The organism is Streptomyces sp. NPDC096152, assembly GCF_044763235.1.
Taxonomy (GTDB): domain Bacteria; phylum Actinomycetota; class Actinomycetes; order Streptomycetales; family Streptomycetaceae; genus Streptomyces.
In genome coordinates this window covers 802,211-821,063 of sequence record NZ_JBIWFW010000002.1, presented here as the reverse complement: position 1 = coordinate 821,063, position 18,853 = coordinate 802,211, and the positions used below count along the sequence as shown (strand labels likewise).

Sequence of the window (18,853 nt, the reverse complement as noted above, 5' to 3'; positions counted from 1 at the left end):
CATCACTCCTCCCCTCTCCGCCCTCCCTCTCTCCCCTGTCACCCGCTCGCCCCGCAGCCCCCGATCCGAGGAACCCCATGACCGCGCCGAGACCCCGTCAGCTGCACCTCAACGCCTTCCTGATGAACGCGGGCCACCACGACGCCGCCTGGCGGCACCCGCGCACCCAGCCCGAACGCGTCACCGACCTGCGCTACTTCCAGCACCTCGCGCAGACCGCCGAGCGCGGCCGGCTCGACTCCGTCTTCCTCGCCGACGGTCTCGCCCTGTGGGGCAAGGTCCGGCACAACGCCCTCGGCGGCTTCGAACCGCTCACCCTGCTGTCCGCGCTGGCGGCGGTCACCGAGCACGTCGGCCTGATCGCCACCGTGTCCACCACCTTCAACGAGCCCTTCCACACCGCCCGCAAGTTCGCCTCCCTGGATCACATCAGCGGTGGCCGGGCCGGCTGGAACATCGTCACTTCCGGCACCGTGAACGAGGCCCGCAACTTCGGGCAGGACGAGCACCTGGAGCACGCGCTGCGCTACGAGCGGGCGCGGGAGTTCGTCGAGGTCGCCACCAAGCTGTGGGACAGCTGGGAGGACGACGCGATCCTGCTCGACCGGGAGCGCGGTGTGTACGCCGACACCGGCAAGGTGCGGGAGATCAACCACCGGGGCGAGTACTTCGGGGTGCAGGGCCCGCTGAACGTACCGCGCAGCCCGCAGGGGTACCCGCTGCTGGTGCAGGCCGGTTCGTCGGAGGACGGCAAGGAGTTCGCCGCCCAGTACGCCGAGGCCGTCTTCACCGCCCAGCAGACCCTCGCCGACGGCCAGGCCTTCTACAAGGACCTCAAGTCCCGGCTCGCCCGGTACGGCCGTACCGGGGACCAGCTGCTGGTGCTCCCCGGCATCGCGCCCGTCATCGGCTCCACGGAGGCCGAAGCCCGCGCACTGGAACAGGAGCTGACGAACCTCCAGGTTCCGGAGTACGGGCTCGCCCAGCTTTCCGGGATGCTCGGCACAGACCTGACCGGGCTGCCGCTGGACGGGCCGCTGCCCGAGCTGCCCGAGGAGCGGGACATCAACGGCAACAAGAGCCGCTTCACGCTCGTCGCCGAACTCGCCCGCCGTGACGGCCTCACCCTGCGCGAGCTCATCGCCCGCCTCGGCGGCGGACGTGGTCACCGTGTCTTCGCCGGTACGCCGGAGCAGACAGCGGACGAGATCGAGGAGTGGTTCACCGAGGGGGCCGCCGACGGCTTCAACATCATGCCGCCCCATCTGCCGGGCGGCCTGGAGGACTTCGTCGACCACGTCGTGCCGATCCTGCAGCGGCGCGGGCTTTTCCGTACCGAGTACACCGGCCGCACCCTGCGCGAGAACTACGGCCTGGCCCGTCCCGCCAACCGGCTGGCACCGGCCGCCGCAGGAGAGGGAGTGGCCGCCGTATGACCGGTCTCGACCTCACCGCGGACGTCATGGTGGTCGGCGGCGGCCCTGCCGCCACCTGGGCCGCGCTCAAGGCGGCCCAGGACGGGGCGGACGTGGTCCTCGCCGACAAGGGCTACTGCGGCACCAGCGGCGCCACCGCCTCCGCCGGAACGGGCGTCTGGTACGTCCCCCCGGAACCCGCCGCGCGCGAGGCGGCCATGGCGAGCAGGGAGGCCCTGGGCGGCTACCTGGCCGACCGGCGCTGGATGGCCCGGGTGCTGGACCAGACGTACGCCGGGGTGAACGAACTGGCCGCGGCAGGGCGCTATCCCTTCCCGACGGGAGCGGACGGAAAGCAGCTCAGGAACGGCCTCCAGGGGCCGGAGTACATGCGCAGGATGCGGATCCGCGTGCAGCGGGCCGGGGCGCGCGTCCTCGACCACAGCCCGGTCACCGAACTGCTCACCGATCCCTCCGGGGCGGTCGCCGGGGCCCGGGGGCACCGGCGGCAGGCCGGTCAGCCGTACCGGGTGCGCGCCGGGGCGGTCGTGCTGGCCACGGGCGGCTGCGCGTTCCTCAGCGGCGCGCTGGGCTGCAACGTCAACACCGGCGACGGTGCGCTCTTCGCCGCGGAGGCGGGCGCGGAGCTGTCCGGGATGGAGTTCTCCAACGCCTACGGCATCGCGCCCGAGGGCACCTCCGTGACCAAGACCGCGTTCTACTCGTTCGCGACCTTCTACCACGAGGACGGCACGGTCCTGGAGGGCGCGGCCAGCCAGGGCGGCCGGTCCGTGATCGCGCGGGCGCTGCTCAGCGAGAAGGTGTACTGCCGCCTCGACCGCGCGGACGAGGCGGCCCGGCAGGCGATGCGGCCGGCCCAGCCGAACTTCTTCCTCACCTTCGACCGGCTCGGCATCGACCCCTTCACCCAGCGCTTCGCCGTCACGCTCCTCGCCGAGGGCACCGTGCGCGGCACCGGCGGCATCCGCATCACCGGCGACGACTGCTCCACCACCGTCCCCGGCCTGTACGCGGCCGGCGACGCGGCGACCCGTGAGCTAATCTGCGGCGGTTTCACCGGCGGCGGCAGCCACAACGCCGCCTGGGCCATCTCCTCCGGCATCTGGGCGGGCCGGGGCGCGGCCCGCCACGCCCGCTCGCTCGGCGCACGCGCCACCACGAGGCGCCTGGTGGCCGCGGGCGGGGCCGGGCTGCGGCCCACCGGGGCAGCGGGTCCGGCCGATGGCTTCCGCGAGGTCGTCGCCGCGGTCCAGGCCGAGGTGCTGCCGTACGAGAAGAACTACCTGCGCCACGGCGATCGGCTCACCGCCTCGCTGGAGGTCCTCGACAGCGTCTGGGAGCAGTCGCGGGCCTCCCTGCACGCCGTGGGCGGGGACACCGTACGGGCGAGGCAGGCGGCGGCGATGGCGGCACACGCCCGCTGGATGTACGCGGCCGCGCTGGCCCGTACCGAGACCCGCGGTATGGCCAAGCGGCTCGATTTCCCCGCGCAGGACCCCGGCCAGTACCACCGCATCACGACGGGCGGTCTGGACCGGGTGTGGACCCGTGTCGAGCCCCTGTCGAACGCGTCGGCCACGTCAGCCGCACCCCTGGAGGTGGCCTCATGATCGAGCTGGTCTCGGCGGAACGCTGCATCGCCTGCGACAAGTGCATCAAGGTCTGCCCGACCGATGTCTTCGACCGGGGCGAGGACGGCATCCCGGTGCTCGCCCGCCGCGACGACTGCCAGACCTGCTTCCAGTGCGAGGCGAACTGCCCGGCCGACGCGCTGTACGTCGCGCCCCTGACCCAGCCGCTGCCCGACGGCTCAACCGCCCGGGACGAGGGTCACCTGGACCGTGCCGGCCTGCTCGGCAGCTACCGCCGTCACATCGGCTGGGGACGGGGCCGCACACCGGGTGCGCTGCGGGCCATCGGTCCTCCCCTCAGCCCGCCGGGGTCCCAGGGAAGCTCCCTGCCCATCACCTCCTGACGACCTCCCGACTGATCACCCCTCGAAAGGACACCCGCGCATGACCACCAGCACCGGCTTCGACATCCGCAGGATCGGCGGCCGTATCGGCGCCGAAATCCTCGGCGTGGATCTTTCCACCGGCCTCGACCCCGCTGTCGTCACCGAGATCAACTCCGCACTCCTGGAGCACAAGGCGCTCGTCTTCCGCGACCAGGACCTGGACGACGCGGGCCAGCTCCGCTTCGCCTCCCTCTTCGGTGAGCTGACCACCGCGCACCCGACGGTCCCCTCCGTCGACGGCCAGCCGAACATCCTGCCGGTCGACGGCGACGAGGGGATCCGCGCCAACCAGTGGCACACCGATGTCACCTTCGTCCGTACGCCCCCGAAGGCGTCCACGCTGCGCAGCATCGTGGTGCCGCCCTATGGCGGCAACACGCTCATCGCCAACTCGGCCGCGGCGTACCGGGATCTGCCCGAGCCGCTGCGGGAGCTGGCGGACAAGCTGTGGGCGGTGCACACCAACGACTACGACTACGCCGCCCCGAAGAGCGAGAAGGCGGCCGAGCACCGCAGGCGGTTCGTCTCCCGGAAGTACCGCACCGCCCACCCGCTCGTCCGCGTCCACCCCGAGACCGGGGAGCGGGGGCTGTTCATCGGCGGCTTCGCCCAGAGCATCGTGGGCCTCGGCCCGTCCGACTCCCGTGACCTGCTGCGCATCTTCCAGTCGTACGTCACGCGTCCCGAGAACATCGTGCGGGTGGCCTGGACGCCCGGCGACCTCGTCCTGTTCGACAACCGCATCACCCAGCACTACGCCCCCGACGACTACGGCGACCTGCCGCGCCTGCTGCACCGGGTGACCGTCGCGGGCGACGTCCCGGCCGGTGTCGACGGCCGCCTCAGCCACGTCATCGAGGGTGACGAAGCCGCCCACTACACCCCGGCCGCGGCCTGAGCACCGCACCCGCCACGCGCGGCCGCCGGGCAGGGGTATCCGCTCCCGCCCGGCGGCCTGCCGGCAGCGGATACCGACCGAAGCCTTAGTGGATAATGGATGCATGCGGATCTCAGCCAGGGCGGACTACGCGGTACGTGCCGCACTGCAGCTCGCCGCGTCACGCGATGACGGGCCACTGAAGGCCGAGGCCATCGCCGACGCCCAGGACATCCCGCACAAGTTCCTCGAAAGCATCCTGAACGACATGCGCCGGGGCGGTCTCGTCCTCAGCCAGCGCGGCGGCAACGGCGGCTACCGGCTGGCCAAGCCCGCCGAGTCGATCAGCATCGCCGACGTCATCCGCGTCGTGGAGGGACCCCTGGTCTCGGTACGCGGGGTCCGCCCGCCCGAGTTGTCCTACACCGGCCCCGCCGAGTCACTGCTCCCCTTGTGGATCGCGTTGCGGTCCAACGTGCGCGAGATCCTCGAGGGCGTGTCGCTCGCCGACGTCGCATCGGACCAACTGCCCGCTTACGTAGCCGCACTGACCGACGCCCCGAAAGCCTGGGTCAACCCCTGACACGCCGGGCCATCGACCGAGGATTCCCAAAAAGCGAGATAGTCGCGTCCATCATATGAACACCCCCTTGGGGTGAACGGCACCTTCTGCCACGATCCCTATCAGCCAGGTAGGAAAACTAGGGATCCGTGGGGGGTGGCCATGCGAACGCGCAACCGCGCGGACCTGTCGCTCCCCCTGCTGACCTCGCGCCGCCACATCGACCTCGGCCGCACGTCCAGCGCCATCTGTCGGCCCGCCTGAGGCCGCCGACAGAAGATCCTTCGGTCGGCGGCGTCACCCGCGCCCGCCCATCCCCGCACAGCTCCGCTCCCGGACCCGCGACGGCATTCCCGCCGCCGAGGGCCGACGAACGAAGCCCAGGCGCATGCCCATGAGCTCCGCGCCTCGCGCTTTCGGCACCTCCCTGATCAAACCATTCCCGAGAGGACACCTCCGTGTCTGCCGCAAGACCACTCACCACCCTGCGCACCATCGCCGTCGTAGCAGCGCTCCCCCTCCTGCTCACCGCCTGCGGCTACGGATCCGACGCCACCGACGACGACAAGCAGACCGAGGTCGCGGCGGACGCCAAGAAGCTCTCCGCCGACGAGGTGAAGATCGGCTACTTCCCCAACCTCACGCACGCCACCGCTCTGGTGGGCGTCCAGGAGGGGCTGCTCCAGAAGGAGCTCGGCGGCACCAAGATCAAGGCCTCGACCTTCAACGCCGGCCCCTCCGAGATCGAGGCGCTCAACGCCGGCTCCATCGACATCGGCTGGATCGGCCCCTCCCCCGCCATCAACGGCTACACCAAGTCGAACGGCAAGAACCTGCGCATCATCAGCGGTTCCGCCTCCGGTGGCGTGAAGCTCGTCGTCAACCCGAAGAAGATCAAGTCCCTGGACGACGTCAAGGGCAAGAAGATCGCCACCCCCCAGCTCGGCAACACCCAGGACGTCGCGTTCCTCAACTGGATCGCGGAGAAGGGCTGGAAGGCCGACGCGCAGAGCGGCAAGGGCGACGTCTCCGTCGTCCGCACCGACAACAAGATCACCCCGGACGCCTACAAGTCCGGTTCCATCGACGGCGCCTGGGTGCCGGAACCGACCGCGTCCAAGCTGGTCGCCGAGGGCGCGAAGGTGATCCTCGACGAGTCCGACCTGTGGCCCGACAAGAAGTTCGTGATCACGAACATCATCGTGTCGCAGAGCTTCCTCAAGGATCACCCGGACGTCGTCGAGGCCGTGCTGCGCGGCTCGGTGAAGACCAACGCCTGGATCAACGCCAACCCGGACAAGGCCAAGGCGTCAGCCAACGCGGCACTGAAGGAAGAGTCGGGCAAGGCCCTGCCCGCCGAGGTCATCGACCCGGCCTGGAAGTCCATCACCTTCCTCGACGACCCGCTGGCCTCCACCCTCAACACCGAGGCGGAGCACGCGGTGAAGGCCGGTCTGCTGGAGAAGCCCGACCTGAAGGGCATCTACGACCTCGCACCGCTCAACAAGGTCCTCAAGGCCGAGGGCAAGGACGAGGTCGACGACGCCGGTCTCGGCACCAAGTAGCGGAACAGCTGACAAGCGACAACCGCCCCGATGAGTACCCAGGAGGTGACGACCATGGCCACCACGGTCGCCAAGGCTGTCCAGGACGCCACGGCGGTGACGCACGCCGCCCGGATCGAGCATGTCTCGAAGTCCTTCCCCGCGCCGGGCACGCCCGGCGGGCAGCAGCTCGTGCTGGACGACATCACGCTCGATGTCGCACCGGGCGAGTTCGTCACCCTCCTGGGTGCCTCCGGCTGCGGCAAGTCCACCCTGCTCAACCTGGTCGCGGGCCTGGACCTGCCGTCCGCCGGCTCCATCGACACGGACGGCCGGCCCGCCCTGATGTTCCAGGAGCACGCCCTGTTCCCCTGGCTGACCGCGGGCAAGAACATCGAACTCGCGCTGAAGCTGCGCGGGGTCGCCAAGCCCGAGCGCCACGCCGAGGCAGAACGGCTGCTGGAACTCGTACGGCTGCAGGGCGCGCACGGCAAGCGGGTTCACGAACTGTCGGGCGGCATGCGGCAGCGCGTCGCGCTGGCCCGGGCGCTCGCCCAGGACAGCCGGCTGCTGCTGATGGACGAGCCGTTCGCCGCGCTGGACGCCATCACCCGGGACGTACTGCACGACGAACTGACCCGCATCTGGCAGGAGACGGGACTGTCGGTGCTGTTCGTCACGCACAACGTGCGCGAGGCGGTGAAGCTGGCGCAGCGGGTGGTGCTGCTGTCCTCCCGGCCGGGACGGATCGCCCGCGAGTGGACCGTCGCCATCCCCCAGCCCCCCCGCATCGAGGACAGCGCGGTCGCCGAACTGTCCGTCGAGATCACCGAAGAACTGCGCAGGGAGATCCGCCGCCATGGCCAGCACTGACACCGGCACCGACGCCAAGAAGGACGGCTCACCGGCAGCCGGGGCATCCCAGGACGTGCAGGACACACAAGATCTGGCAGGGCTGGAGGCCGGGCTCGACGCGCTGGAGTCGGCACAGGCCGGCCGTACACCGCTGCGCGAGACCCTGATACGCAAAGCACTGCCGCCCATCACCGCCGTCGCACTGGTGCTGGCGGTCTGGCAGCTGCTGGTGTGGGCCGAGGTCGCCCCCGACTACAAGCTGCCGTCGCCGTCCGCGGTGTGGGACGAGGTGACCGACGCCTGGCGGCAGGGCACGCTGCTCGACTACATCTGGACATCCGTCTCGCGCGGGCTGCTCGGCTTCCTGATGGCACTCGCCATCGGCACGCCGCTCGGTCTGCTGGTCGCCCGGGTGAAATTCGTCAGGTCGGCCGTCGGCCCCATCCTGTCCGGTCTGCAGTCGCTGCCCTCCGTGGCCTGGGTGCCGCCCGCCGTGCTCTGGCTGGGCCTGAACAACTCGATGATGTACGCCGTGATCCTGCTCGGCGCGGTCCCCTCCATCGCCAACGGCCTCGTCGCCGGCATCGACCAGATCCCCCCGCTGTTCCTGCGCGCCGGACGCACCCTGGGCGCGACCGGCCTGCGCGGCGCCTGGCACATCGTGATGCCGGGCGCGCTCCCCGGCTATCTCGCCGGACTGAAGCAGGGCTGGGCCTTCTCCTGGCGATCGCTGATGGCCGCCGAGATCATTGCCTCCTCGCCCGATCTGGGCGTCGGACTCGGCCAGTTGCTGGAGAACGGGCGCAACAACGCCAGCATCTCGCAGGTGTTCCTGGCCATCTTCCTCATACTGCTCGTCGGAATCGCCATCGACCTGCTGATCTTCAGCCCGCTGGAGCGGCGGGTGCTGCGGGGGCGGGGCCTGCTGGTCACCCGCTGAGCGACGGATCGCAAGCACCACCGCGCCGCCGATATATATGTCGTGGGCGCGTGCAAGTACTCAACTGGCAGCCCTGCCCCGGGCAGTGAACCGGCCGCCGGGTGATGGACGAGACCGGGTTGGTCCGCAGGCCCGACACTGAGCACATTTGACACCCTGACTGCCACGATATGCCGCAAGGGCCAGTTGTCCTTCTGTGGTTACGGCCAGTCCGGTCACCAATTCGACAACGATTCCAATCGCAAAGGCTGTCGCCAGCGCAATGACCGCGAAGGTGCGGAAGTCCCGGTTCAGTACCGCCTTCGGATCACCTGCCGCAGTTAGTTTCGTTGGCGCTCCTGCTAGGGTCTGTCTCCCCGATCACGATCAGGGAGCTAGGTTCTGCCTCCGGACCAGCAGCTGAGAGCAGAGGGTGTCGTACGCCCATCGCTCCCAATTGTCCGGCGGCCACGCGCGGTCGCGAGTCAGAACAAGGAAGAGCTCCGGACTGAGCAAGGCGTAGAGGATGTCCGCCGCTTCTCCGGCGGACATGGCGGGGCTGGCGCCGGGCATCTTCAGCAGAGCCTTCGCGGCTGTCGAGACCACCACGTACCGTGGGTCGGTCTGATCCGGCCACAACTCCCGGATTTCCGGGTTGGTCGCTGCTGCGGCACGGACCATCTCGTTGATGGCCGCGACACGTTCGAGCGTCCTCCGGGTGCCGGCGACCAGCGCGGCCAGCGCGGACTCGGCGGTGGGCCCGGCCGTGACCTCGGCAAACCAGGGCCGATCCATCGTCGGCACAGGTTCGTCGTCGCCCGCGATCGCGACATCGACCAGTTCCTTGAGCAGTGAAGGCTTGTTCCGGAAGACGAAGTAGATGGTCTGCACCGCCACGCCCGCCCGGTCGGCGATCTCCTGCAGCTTGGTCGCCCCGTAGCCCTGCTCGACGAAGAGCGCACCCGCCGCGTCGATGATCCGCCGCCGTGTCTCCCGGGCCTTGTCGCCCCGCTTCCCCTTGACCTCACTCATGACTGGAGTCTATATCTAGAGTGCAGCTCTAGAGGTCAACTCTAGTCAACGGAGAGTGAGCCATGCACGCCATCGCCAACCGTCAGCAGGCAGAGGCATGGAACGACTGGGAGGGTATCCACTGGGCCGAACACCCCGAGCGCTACAACGCGATGATGGGCGCGTTCAACGCCCCCCTCTTCGCCGCGGCGAGTATCGCCGCGCACGACTGGGTCCTTGACGTCGGCTGCGGCACCGGCCAGACCACGCGTCTCGCCGCACAACAGGCTTACGGCGGAAACGTCGTCGGAATCGACCTGTCCGCGCCCATGCTGGAACGCGCCCGCAGCGACGCCCTCGCGGAAGGCATCGACAACGTCACCTTCGAGCAGGGCGACGCCCAGGTGCATCCATTCCCCGACCGCGGGTTCGACGTCCTCCTCAGCCGGGGCGGTGTCATGTTTTTCACCGACCACATCGCGGCTTTCACCCATCTCCGGCACGCGCTCGCGCCAGCCGGCCGGCTCGCATTCCTCGGCCCGCAGCCCGGGAGCCCGGACAGCGCCTACGCCCGTGCGACCGCCGCACTCTCACCGTTTCTGCGCGAGGCATCCCCCGCCGCCAGGGGTATGGGATCTCTCCTCGATCCCGCGCGCATCCACCAGGTGCTCGCCGCCGCCGGGTTCACCGACATCGACGTAGCCCCCGCCGACGCTCCCATGATCTTTGGCGCCAACGCGGGCGACGCTGCCGACTTCATCTTCGCCATGGGCCCGACGCGCTACAACCTGCGCGATGTCGCCCCAACGACCATCGCCCGTATCCGTGCCGAAGTGCACGACGCGCTCACAGAGTTCGAGACCACCGACGGTGTCTGCATCCCTGGGTCCGTGTGGATCGTCACCGCATCGCCGACACACAACCCGTCGATCAAGTGATCCGTCGTTCCAGACGCGATCAGCAGGGGGGCTCTGAAGGATGGCGAGTGGGCTCTGCTGGAGCCCCTGCTGCCGGCGAGTAACGATCGGTGCGGCCGGTGGAGGGAGCACCGCCAAGCAATCGACGGGATCATCCACCGGCTGGGCACCGGGGTGCAGTGGCGTGAGCTACCAGAACGCTTCGGGCCGTGGCAGACCGTCCACAAACGGCACGCTCTGTGGGCGGCCGACGGCACCTGGGACATGCTGCTGCAGCATGTCCCAGCCCAGGTCGACGCCGAGGGCGGCATTGAGTGGGACGTCTCCGTCGACTCCAGTGTGATGCGCGCCTACCAGCACGCCGCAGGCGCGCCGAAGGCGGCTCCGCCCGCCCTGTCCAGGCCGTCAACAGGGAGCTCCGCGGAGATCGTTTCGGGTACCAGCGGTGCAGGGCCTGCGGCCCCTGCCGGAGGAGGAGGTGCAGCAGGCGAGCAGTTGGGGCGCTCGCGCGGCGGATTCACCACCAAGGTCCTGATGTCGGCCGCCCGTCCTCGGCAGTCGTCGACACCAGCCGGCGGGTCATGGTTCTGGACGCCGCCCTGACCACGTTCGCGCGATTCGGTTACAGGAAGACCTCGATGGAGGAGGTGGCGCGGGCGGCGCATATTTCCCGGCCAGGGCTTTACTTCCTCTTCTCCTCGAAAGAGGTCCTGTTCCGGGCCGCGGTCACCCAAGCCCTGGAACGCGACATCGCAGCGGTCGAACACGTCCTGGCTGACAGCGGACGCCCCCTGTCAGAGCGTCTCGTCGAAGCGTTCGACCAGTGGGCGGGCCGCTACATCGGCCCATTGACACGCGATGTCGCGGAGGTCATCGAAGCCAACCCCGATCTGCTCGGCGAGATAGTGGAGACGGTGCCACGGCGTTTTGAGGAACTGGTCACCGATGCGATCGCCGCGGAGACAGGACGTGAGGCGGCACTTGCTGTCACCCAGACGATGATCAGCGCATCAATCGGCCTCAAGCATCAGGCGCCGTCACGGGAGTTCTTTCTCGAACGACTGAAGGTCGCCATCGATCTCCTGGTGCGCTGAGCAGGCCCGGCCGCCTTCCGCATCGATGCGGCCGGTGACGACGCAGTGAGCGTTTTCAGAGTGGCCACCGAAACCACCTCCCCGGCAACCGCGCGCTTGGAATAGCCAGCATGATCCGCTGTGGACCGCGACCCCCTGGAGCGCCACGGGCGCGCAGGATTCGAACTGTTGTGCAGGCGAGTCCTCTTGGCATGCCCTGTCGAGAACGGTCGTGTCGCTGGGTAGACCGTTCGAAGATTGTGGACTCATCGGCAAGACCGTCCCGCCGGACGATCTGCACCCCCGACTGCCGCCCGCGACCGGCACGAGCACCCCGAACCGGCGTCACACCAGCACCCTGACCAGCCACTTCAAGACGGCGCCCGCCTCACCAGCGCGCTCTCGTCGGCTTGATCTACCTTCGCCGGCAACTGCTCGATCTCGCGGGGAACCTCGTACAGCGCATTCAGGACCAGACCCCACGCCCGGTCCCGCAGCTCCTCCGGGACCTCGTCTTCGATCTTCTCCGCGAGCCTGCCGATCTCGTCTCGGGCGTCATCCTCCGTGCCCGTGGTCGGCGCGGCCATCGCCTCCCACAGGACCCGGCCCACCCCGACCGCCGCCCGACCTATGCCGCCGAGCACCGAGCCCACATGCGTCTGCGCTTCCCCCTGGTGGTTGCTGTCCTGCCCCAGCGCGGCTCGCCCCTGTATGCGGGGCGGGCCACCGCGTCGTTTCAGCTAGTGGTGGGCCAGGCACGCAGCAGGGCGGCGATCTTCCCGGCGGTGCAGGCCGGGTCCAGGAGTAGATCCTTGAGGGCAATGGCGTCCTCGCGGGCGGGTTTGACCGTGATTCCGGCGGCCTCGAGGTACATGACGCCGGACGCGGCGGCGACGGCCAGGTTGGAGCGCTCCAGCCAGCGGCACCGGCCCAGCGTGTGCACCAGGGCGGCGGCCTTGGCGTAGGGACCGTCGTAGACGGGCTGCTCGAACAGCTCGGCCCGGTGGCGGGCGACCGCCGAGACCGGGACGCCGTAGTCGTCGGGGGCCGGATCGTTCGCCCCGGCGGCCTCGGCGACCTGCAGGATCCAGGGAATGTCGACGTTCAGATCCATCAGGCCGCACGCGCTCCCCGGGGCGTGTGCTGGGCTTGTTCGGCCTCGTCGAAGACCGCCTGATGTTCGGCCAGGAAGCGAGCGGCCCTTTCCACTGCTCGGGCGCGCAGGCCGCTGGCATCGTCCTGCACCAGCCTGGCGAGGTAGTCCCCGATGCTCAGTCCCAGGTCGGCGGCGCGCTTCTTGGCGAGTTCCGCAACGTCCTCATCCACGCGTGCGCCCAGTTGTGTCTTGGCCATACCAGCATGGTAACAGCCGTTACCGCGATAGAGGGGCGACGTCGCAGGAGCGGCGCCCTCGTCCGTCCAGTTCCCGGCAGCCCGGCTGGGCCAGGCAGGCGGAGGGGCTGAGCATCCGCGGTATCTGCGACCGGCTCAACACTGCCGGGATTCCGAGCAGCCGGGGTGGCCGGTGGCACCCGACCATCGTTGCGCGGCCGCTCTCCCCGGAGGACCGGGAGCAGGCCCGCCGGCAGTCCGCGACCGTCCGGGCAGCCGAGCGCGAGCACACTCGCCGACAGCGCGCGGACCGGCTGCTGTCCCGGCTGACCTGACCAACCGACGTCGACTTCACCCTGCTGCGCGAAGGGGATCTGAACGTCGTCGGCTTGGACCAGGCCGCCTGATGCCGGGTGCGGCCACGAGCGGTGAGGCGGTGAGCAGCCCCGTGCGCGCGGGCCGGTCTCTGTACCGCGCCGGGTGCGCCCGCGGCGACGACGCGGGCGCCGAGTCGTCAGGCGGGCTGGACGGTGACGGTGCAGAGGCGCTTGGTGGCCCGGGTCAGGGCTACGTACAAGTCCCTTTCCCCACCGGGGCGGGTCGTGATGATTTCCTCGGGGTTCATGACGACGACCCCGTCGAATTCCAGGCCGCGTGCTTCGGACGCCGGCACGATGCGTGCCTGGTGAGCGATGCCCTGGGCCGTCAGCTCGCTCACTCTGGTGTCCGCGCAGATCACTCCCAGAAGCTCGCCCGGGTGCGCGGTGCTCTGGGCGCGGAGTTCCCGAACGACGGCGGTGACCAACCCGTCCGCAGGTGTGGTCACGGTGCGAGGGGTCTCACCGCTTCGCAGTGACCGTGTGGGCTTCTGGTCCGGAGCGATCCGCGTGAGCAGGTCCCGGACGCTCTCCAGGATCCCCTGCGTGGTGCGGTAGCTGACGGTCAGGGTGTGCAGTTTGAACCGCGGTCCGACGTGGGGGCTCAGTGCTTCCTTCCAGTCGCGTGCTGTCGCGGCCGGGCCTGCCTGGGCGAAGTCACCCACCAGCGTCATCGCCCTTGCCGGGCAGCGACGGACGATCATCCGCCACTGCATGGCGGTCAGTTCCTGCGCCTCGTCGACGACGACGTGCCCGTACGTCCGCTCGGGGGGCCCGTCAACCAGGCTCGCCGCCTCGTCCAGCAACGGCACATCGGCATCGGTCCACGGGTCGTCCGGACCGCGCAGTAGAAGGGACCGCTCCTGCGCGGTCAGGCGGGGCAGGCGCTCGGCGAGAGCGCCGGCGTTCGTCAGGAGCGCCTTCACGAGGTCGCCGGGTACCAGTCGCGGCCACAGCACCTCGACCGCTCGGTCGACGCCGGCGTCGTCGAGGAGATCGCTTCGGATGGCGTCCAGGTCCAGCTCGTGGACCGGACCCGAGTCGGCCGCCCCTTCGGCACGGCGCTGGGCGGCTCCCGTGAACCGGTCGAGGTTGATGCCCGTCATCCTTTCGGCATCGGCGTCGATCTGCTCCAGGAGGTCGCCCATGTCTCGTTGCATCGCGTCGGTGACGGCGTCGGCCAAGAGCTCTTTGAACACCTGGCGCGCGGGGTTGTGCCCCGGTGCGGCTGCCACGGCGGCGTCGCGTGCCGTGGCTACTTTCTCGCCGGAGAGGTGAACCAGTTCCTGTCCGACCCGCACGGTGAAGTCACCGGCGGGGGCCTGGTGGACGCGCAGCAGGCCGGCCAAGGCGTCGGCGAGGTCGGAGCTGCCTTTGAGACGCTCCGTATCGATCGGGTCCACCGTGTCCGTGGACACTCCGGCCAGTTCCCGGCAGGTCGCCAGAACGACGTCGTTCTCTCCGAGCGAGGGAAGGACCTGGGAGATGTAGTCGAGGAACCGGGCGTTCGGGCCCACCACCAGGACACCCTCCTCCGCGGCGCGCGGGAACGCGTACAGGACATAGGCCGCCCGGTGCAGGGCGACCACCGTCTTGCCGGTGCCGGGGCCGCCCTGCACCACGGTCACCCCGCGGTGGGCGGAGCGGACAACCTCGTCCTGCTCGGCCTGCAGCGTCGCGACGGCCGCGTGCATCCTGCCCGTACGCCGTGCCGACAGAGCCTCGGTCAACGGGCCGTCCCCCACCACGTCCTCGTCGGTCGGGGCGGTCCCGTCCAGCAGTTCGTCGCTCACCGAGACGACCGTGCGCTCCTCGAGGCGCAGGTGCCGGCGCCGCCGCAGGTCCATCGGGTGGAGCGGTGTCGCCTCGTAGAAGGGCCGCGCCGCGTTCGCGCGCCAGTCCACGAGCAGAGGCAGGTCATCCTCCTCCGTGTGCAATCCGATCCGCCCGATGCGCAGGGCCGTGCCATCCGTCCAGTCGATGCGCCCGAAGACCAGCCCGTTTTCGGCGCCCTCCAGCCGGCCGATTTCCTTGGCCAGACGCTCGGCGGCGATTTCTCTCTCGTATGCCTCACCGGCGCTTTCCGCCGGGGCCCTCAGCACACTCGCTCGGTGTACTCGCGCCTCGGAAAGCCGCTCGGTGAGCAACTCATACAAGGAGGACACATAATCCCGCTCCGATTCAACCGCACGCACAGCGGAATCATTTAATTTCGACAACAGGGGGCTCCTTCGACTCGAGCCACACCATACGGTCAAAGTTCCCTAAAGATAAGTCTTGACTTACTTGGTGAAAGTATGGCCCTGCGACTGCGTATCATGCATTCCGCCGTTCGCCAATTGCGCTCCCGATGTCCGCCTGCCTTATGGGCGAGCCCGCCCTTGGATGCCGACGATGACCCTCTTTCCCCGGACCTGATCTCGATGCCCGGCATCGGGGTCAGGACCGCAGCCCGCATCCTCATCGACGTCGGTGACGGCAGCGGCTTCCCCACCGCCGGCCACCTCGCCGCCTACGCCGGCCTGGCACCCGTGACCAGGAACTCCGGCTCCTCCATCCGCGGCGAACACCCTTCACGACGTGGCAATAAGCAGCTCAAACGGGCCTTCTACCTCGCCGCGTTCGCCTCGCTCTCCCAACCTGAGTCCCGTGCTTACTACAACCGAAAACGCCGCGAGGGGAAACACCACGTCGCAGCCCTCGTCGCACTCGCCCGACGCCGCATCGACGTCCTCTTCGCGATGCTCCGAGACGGCACCTTCCACCATTCGCCCACCCCGGCTACAGCTTGACGAAGCCCATAGAGGCACCTTTTGGCGGGCTCCACCTGGACGCCAGGAACCACGCCTGCTCCACGGTATGTGACGGCGGACGGGATGGGAGCTGGGTGGGTGGTGGGTGAGTCCGGGTAGAGCTCAGTCAGCAACGTCTTGCTTGTCTTCAGGGCTCGCCGCAGGCGTCACGTAGACGCTGAAGGTTTGCCACATGCTCATCAACCCACTCAGCCGTCGGCTGGAGTCCCAGAGCCATCGTCAACCCGTCAGGGTCGTGGACCGAGATGGAGAGCCAGCCGTTTTCGTGTGGATGAAAGTAAAGCTCCAGGCCTCGGCTTCCTTGCGGCCAGCTGGCGTCTTCAGCAGCACTGAGGCGTCTCAGTGCTTCCCTCCACTCTTCGAGATGATCAAGCCAGATGTTGGTCTGCAAGCGGGCGTTCACGAAATCCGTAGTTATCAGGCACTCGGCTCGCACCCGGGCACGTCGGGCTTCGTGGCGCTCAACCGTACGCAGGACGAGGGAGACGTCTCGTCCATCAGACAGATGTATCAAGTCAACGGGGACCCACTCGTCCACCCGCGCTCCCCTTCGTCGGTCGTGTATCCAGAGCTTGTGTGCACGATACGGGCAGAGTCCGGTTCCACCTCTGACTCCCAGGGCCGAACTGGCGGGGGCCGGTAGGCCGGTTGTGGACGGGACCAGGGGCGGTGAAGGTGATGAAGACGCGGGGGTGGGCGGCGACGCGTTCGGGGACGCCGCGGCGTGATCAATTCTCACAGTCGTTCCTACAGTGGCGCGCGCCACCTGAACGCCATGAACCACGCCCACTCCACGGTGTGTGGGTCGACGACAGACGGGATGGGGCTGGAGAGAGTGGTGGGTTAAGGGTCGGGCGTCCAGCTCAGGTTGGTTTCGCCTTTCCAAGGGCCGAACGCCAAGTCCGATTCTCGCCAGCTTTCGATGCCGACGTCCGCGAAGCTCATCGGTATGAACCGACTTGAAGGAAACGTAGCCATGGTCACGGGCGGAAGCCGGGGCATCGGTGCCGCTGTGGCGTTACGACTGGCCAAAGAAGGCGCGGACGTCGTCCTGACCTACGAGAAGAACGCGGAACGCGCCACCGAGGTTGTGGAGCAGATCAAGGCCAGCGGGCGCCGGGCGCTCGCCATTCAAGCCGACAGCGCGGTCCCTGAGGCACTCACCGCCGCAGTGGACGAGGCGGCCGCCACGTTCGGCAGGCTCGACATCCTGGTCAACAACGCCGGCGTCTTCCTCGTCGGTCCACTTGAGGACTTGGGGCCGGCTGAGATCGATCGCACTCTGGCGGTGAACGTCCGGGCGCCGTTCACAGCCTCCCAGGCGGCAGCGCGCCATATGGCCCGAGGGGGCCGCATCATCAGCATCGGCAGCAATGTCGCCGAGCGTGCGGTCTTCCCGGGACTGGCGCTGTACTCGATGAGCAAGACGGCTCTGGTCGGGATGACCAAGGGTCTGGCCCGAGAACTCGGCTCGCGAGGAATCAGCGTCACTCTCGTGCATCCCGGCCCCACTGACACGGACACCAACCCCGCCGATGGGCCGAACGCCGAGATGATCTCTGGCTTCACCGCTGTCGGCCGTTACGCGGAAGCGTCCGAGATCGCGGCCACCGTCGCCCACTGGCGAGCCCGGACGGGGCGTACATCACGGGAGCATCGATCCATGTCGACGGTGGCTTCACCGCCTGACACACGAACCGACCCTGCAACCAGGCCAAGGGGCAGCCACGCACCCGGGACGGCCGCCCCGTGATCAAACGGGAAACCGCGGCACCCCCGCACGAGCCGTCTCTGGGCCGCGCGGGGGCGCTCACCCGTGTGGGCGGCCAGGTGGTGCGGAAGATCGTCAGGTGAAGAGGGCCATGAGCAACGACGCAAGGCCCACTCGTCGCGCCGCATCCACGTCGAGCACGGCATTGCAACTTCACAGGCCAGTTCAGCTAGGGCCTTGCGGTCCTCGGCCAGCGCCTTAACGCCGGCTTCCGTGGCCGTGTAGACGCGCCGGACAAGGCAGTCGACGACTCGCTGGACGACGACGGGGACGACCTCGTGGTCGTCCCCGGCTTCAAGGCCACCCGTGCCCGCCAGCTCGCACCCGCCGGAGGGGAGACCAACCACCCCTCCGGAGCAGGTCGACGTTGGCGTCGTCGCCGCCGGCGCCCCGCCGCCGGACGCGCCCCGGTCGAACGCGGCTTCGCCCATCTGAGGAACTGGCGGACCTTCCCAACGCCAACCGGCTCCGCGGCCTGCCCGGAACAGCGTCACTGAGCCGGGATCGGCTGGGTGAGGTTCACCGCGTTGCCGTCGGGGTCCTGGATGTGGGCGACGCGCTGTCCCCACGGCATGTCGTTGGGGCCGCTGCGGACCGAGCCGCCCAGCGCCTCCACCCGGCCGAGCGTCTCGTCGACGTCGTCGACACCGATGCTGAGCAGGATCCGCGGTGCCGCCCCGGTCCCCGGGGTCGTCTTGGCCACCAGCCCGAGGTCGGTGTCGCCGATGCGCAAGCCGACGTAGAAGGCCGGGCCTTGCGCCGGTACCCGGAAGATCTCCTCGGCGCCGAACAATTTCGTATAGAAGCCGAGCAGAACGTCCTGGGCGGCAGTGATGATCACTGGCTGGATGGTGGACATGGCACTCCTGTCGAGAACGGTCGTGTCGCTGGGCAGACCGTTCGAGGACGGTGAACTCATCGGCAACACCACCCCGCCGGACGATCTACACCCCAGACTGCCGCCCGCAACCAGTACGAGCAGCCCGAAACGGTCACACACCCCTGCTGACCAGCCACTTCAAGACGGCGCAGCCTCATTGATGTGAAGGTGGAGCCCCACAGCAACGCGCGTGGCCGACGCCCGGCGGACAACCACCGGTGGCGGCAGATCCTGGCTCCCGCCCGGCTCCGCGAACCCAACCCCGGCCCCTCGGACGAGGAACGCAGCTGTGCGCCTGTCCGAGCCGGACCTTGGGGTGCACCACGTCGGCCCACACGCACACGTAGTCGCTGTCGGCCAGGTCGCGCTGCTGGAAGGCGGCGTGGCGCGTGCCACTACGTCCGCTTCACCGCCCCGGGTGACCCGCCCTTACAGGGACGGGAAGACGCACAACGGATCAGCCGCTACG

The 18,853-nt window shown here is 69.0% G+C and carries 19 protein-coding genes and 2 pseudogenes; 14 read left to right on the top strand and 7 right to left on the bottom strand.

Going from position 1 to position 18,853, the window contains the following annotated elements:
* Window positions 1-77: 77 nt before the first annotated feature.
* From ACIQ9G_RS09355 to ACIQ9G_RS09315, 9 genes are all read left to right on the top strand, one after another.
* Window positions 78-1,436: an LLM class flavin-dependent oxidoreductase gene (locus tag ACIQ9G_RS09355; RefSeq protein ID WP_403607689.1), complete on the top strand. Its 1,359-nt coding sequence runs from the start codon at window positions 78-80 to the stop codon at window positions 1,434-1,436.
* Complete coding sequence (locus tag ACIQ9G_RS09350) at window positions 1,433-3,046, top strand: FAD-dependent oxidoreductase (protein WP_403607688.1); 1,614 nt, start codon at window positions 1,433-1,435, stop codon at window positions 3,044-3,046. Before ACIQ9G_RS09355 ends, ACIQ9G_RS09350 begins: the two co-directional genes overlap by 4 nt.
* A complete protein-coding gene (locus ACIQ9G_RS09345; protein ID WP_403607687.1) occupies window positions 3,043-3,411 on the top strand; it encodes a 4Fe-4S dicluster domain-containing protein in 369 nt (122 codons plus the stop codon). The genes ACIQ9G_RS09350 and ACIQ9G_RS09345 overlap by 4 nt, the downstream gene beginning before the upstream one ends.
* Before the next feature lie 40 nt (window positions 3,412-3,451).
* Window positions 3,452-4,351, top strand: coding sequence for a TauD/TfdA dioxygenase family protein (locus ACIQ9G_RS09340; protein ID WP_403607686.1), 900 nt, complete (start codon window positions 3,452-3,454; stop codon window positions 4,349-4,351).
* A gap of 103 nt (window positions 4,352-4,454) precedes the next feature.
* Entirely contained in the window at window positions 4,455-4,913 is a 459-nt protein-coding gene (locus tag ACIQ9G_RS09335; protein ID WP_403607685.1) for an RrF2 family transcriptional regulator, read from the top strand.
* 141 nt (window positions 4,914-5,054) lie between these two features.
* Window positions 5,055-5,156: a putative leader peptide gene (locus ACIQ9G_RS09330; protein WP_352103020.1), complete on the top strand. Its 102-nt coding sequence runs from the start codon at window positions 5,055-5,057 to the stop codon at window positions 5,154-5,156.
* A 194-nt stretch (window positions 5,157-5,350) separates the two neighbouring features.
* Window positions 5,351-6,457: an ABC transporter substrate-binding protein gene (locus ACIQ9G_RS09325; RefSeq protein WP_403607684.1), complete on the top strand. Its 1,107-nt coding sequence runs from the start codon at window positions 5,351-5,353 to the stop codon at window positions 6,455-6,457.
* A gap of 54 nt (window positions 6,458-6,511) precedes the next feature.
* The gene (locus tag ACIQ9G_RS09320) at window positions 6,512-7,309 is read left to right on the top strand and encodes an ABC transporter ATP-binding protein (RefSeq protein ID WP_403607946.1); all 798 of its coding nucleotides are present in this window, start codon (window positions 6,512-6,514) and stop codon (window positions 7,307-7,309) included.
* On the top strand, window positions 7,296-8,231 hold the full coding sequence (locus tag ACIQ9G_RS09315; protein WP_403607683.1) for an ABC transporter permease: 936 nt from the start codon (window positions 7,296-7,298) through the stop codon (window positions 8,229-8,231). The genes ACIQ9G_RS09320 and ACIQ9G_RS09315 overlap by 14 nt, the downstream gene beginning before the upstream one ends.
* A gap of 366 nt (window positions 8,232-8,597) precedes the next feature.
* Here ACIQ9G_RS09315 and ACIQ9G_RS09310 read toward each other — a convergent pair whose 3' ends face one another.
* On the bottom strand, window positions 8,598-9,242 hold the full coding sequence (locus ACIQ9G_RS09310; RefSeq protein ID WP_403607682.1) for a TetR/AcrR family transcriptional regulator: 645 nt from the start codon (window positions 9,240-9,242) through the stop codon (window positions 8,598-8,600).
* A gap of 62 nt (window positions 9,243-9,304) precedes the next feature.
* On the opposite strand from ACIQ9G_RS09310, the gene ACIQ9G_RS09305 reads away from it, so the two are divergent.
* From ACIQ9G_RS09305 to ACIQ9G_RS09295, 3 genes are read left to right on the top strand one after another with little or no spacing between them, the layout of a single operon-like run.
* Window positions 9,305-10,159, top strand: a complete 855-nt coding sequence (locus ACIQ9G_RS09305; protein ID WP_403607681.1) for a class I SAM-dependent methyltransferase — start codon at window positions 9,305-9,307, stop codon at window positions 10,157-10,159.
* Window positions 10,160-10,177: 18 nt separating this feature from the next.
* Entirely contained in the window at window positions 10,178-10,741 is a 564-nt protein-coding gene (locus ACIQ9G_RS09300) for an IS5 family transposase (RefSeq protein WP_403607944.1), read from the top strand.
* Window positions 10,720-11,232, top strand: coding sequence for a TetR/AcrR family transcriptional regulator (locus ACIQ9G_RS09295; RefSeq protein WP_403607680.1), 513 nt, complete (start codon window positions 10,720-10,722; stop codon window positions 11,230-11,232). The genes ACIQ9G_RS09300 and ACIQ9G_RS09295 overlap by 22 nt, the downstream gene beginning before the upstream one ends.
* Window positions 11,233-11,582: 350 nt before the next feature.
* Here the strand turns inward: ACIQ9G_RS09295 and ACIQ9G_RS09290 are convergent, their stop codons facing one another.
* From ACIQ9G_RS09290 to ACIQ9G_RS09275, 4 genes are all read right to left on the bottom strand, one after another.
* Complete coding sequence (locus ACIQ9G_RS09290) at window positions 11,583-11,864, bottom strand: hypothetical protein (protein ID WP_403607679.1); 282 nt, start codon at window positions 11,862-11,864, stop codon at window positions 11,583-11,585.
* Between the two features lie 83 nt (window positions 11,865-11,947).
* Complete coding sequence (locus tag ACIQ9G_RS09285; RefSeq protein WP_403607678.1) at window positions 11,948-12,325, bottom strand: fic family toxin-antitoxin system, toxin component; 378 nt, start codon at window positions 12,323-12,325, stop codon at window positions 11,948-11,950.
* Window positions 12,325-12,564 carry a hypothetical protein gene (locus tag ACIQ9G_RS09280; RefSeq protein ID WP_403607677.1) on the bottom strand — a complete coding sequence of 80 codons (240 nt, stop codon included), beginning with the start codon at window positions 12,562-12,564 and terminating at the stop codon, window positions 12,325-12,327. The genes ACIQ9G_RS09285 and ACIQ9G_RS09280 overlap by 1 nt, the downstream gene beginning before the upstream one ends.
* A 493-nt stretch (window positions 12,565-13,057) precedes the next feature.
* On the bottom strand, window positions 13,058-15,085 hold the full coding sequence (locus ACIQ9G_RS09275; RefSeq protein ID WP_403607943.1) for a HelD family protein: 2,028 nt from the start codon (window positions 15,083-15,085) through the stop codon (window positions 13,058-13,060).
* Window positions 15,086-15,319: 234 nt separating this feature from the next.
* Between ACIQ9G_RS09275 and ACIQ9G_RS09270 the strand changes: the two are divergent.
* Window positions 15,320-15,712, top strand: a pseudogene (locus ACIQ9G_RS09270) (transposase); the annotation flags it as partial.
* 148 nt (window positions 15,713-15,860) lie between these two features.
* Here the strand turns inward: ACIQ9G_RS09270 and ACIQ9G_RS09265 are convergent.
* Window positions 15,861-16,271 carry a DUF5959 family protein gene (locus ACIQ9G_RS09265; protein WP_403607676.1) on the bottom strand — a complete coding sequence of 137 codons (411 nt, stop codon included), beginning with the start codon at window positions 16,269-16,271 and terminating at the stop codon, window positions 15,861-15,863.
* A 411-nt stretch (window positions 16,272-16,682) separates the two neighbouring features.
* On the opposite strand from ACIQ9G_RS09265, the pseudogene ACIQ9G_RS09260 reads away from it, so the two are divergent.
* Window positions 16,683-17,422: pseudogene (locus tag ACIQ9G_RS09260) on the top strand (SDR family NAD(P)-dependent oxidoreductase).
* A 572-nt stretch (window positions 17,423-17,994) separates the two neighbouring features.
* Here ACIQ9G_RS09260 and ACIQ9G_RS09255 read toward each other — a convergent pair.
* Window positions 17,995-18,363 carry a VOC family protein gene (locus ACIQ9G_RS09255; RefSeq protein WP_403607940.1) on the bottom strand — a complete coding sequence of 123 codons (369 nt, stop codon included), beginning with the start codon at window positions 18,361-18,363 and terminating at the stop codon, window positions 17,995-17,997.
* Window positions 18,364-18,853 lie beyond the last annotated feature (490 nt).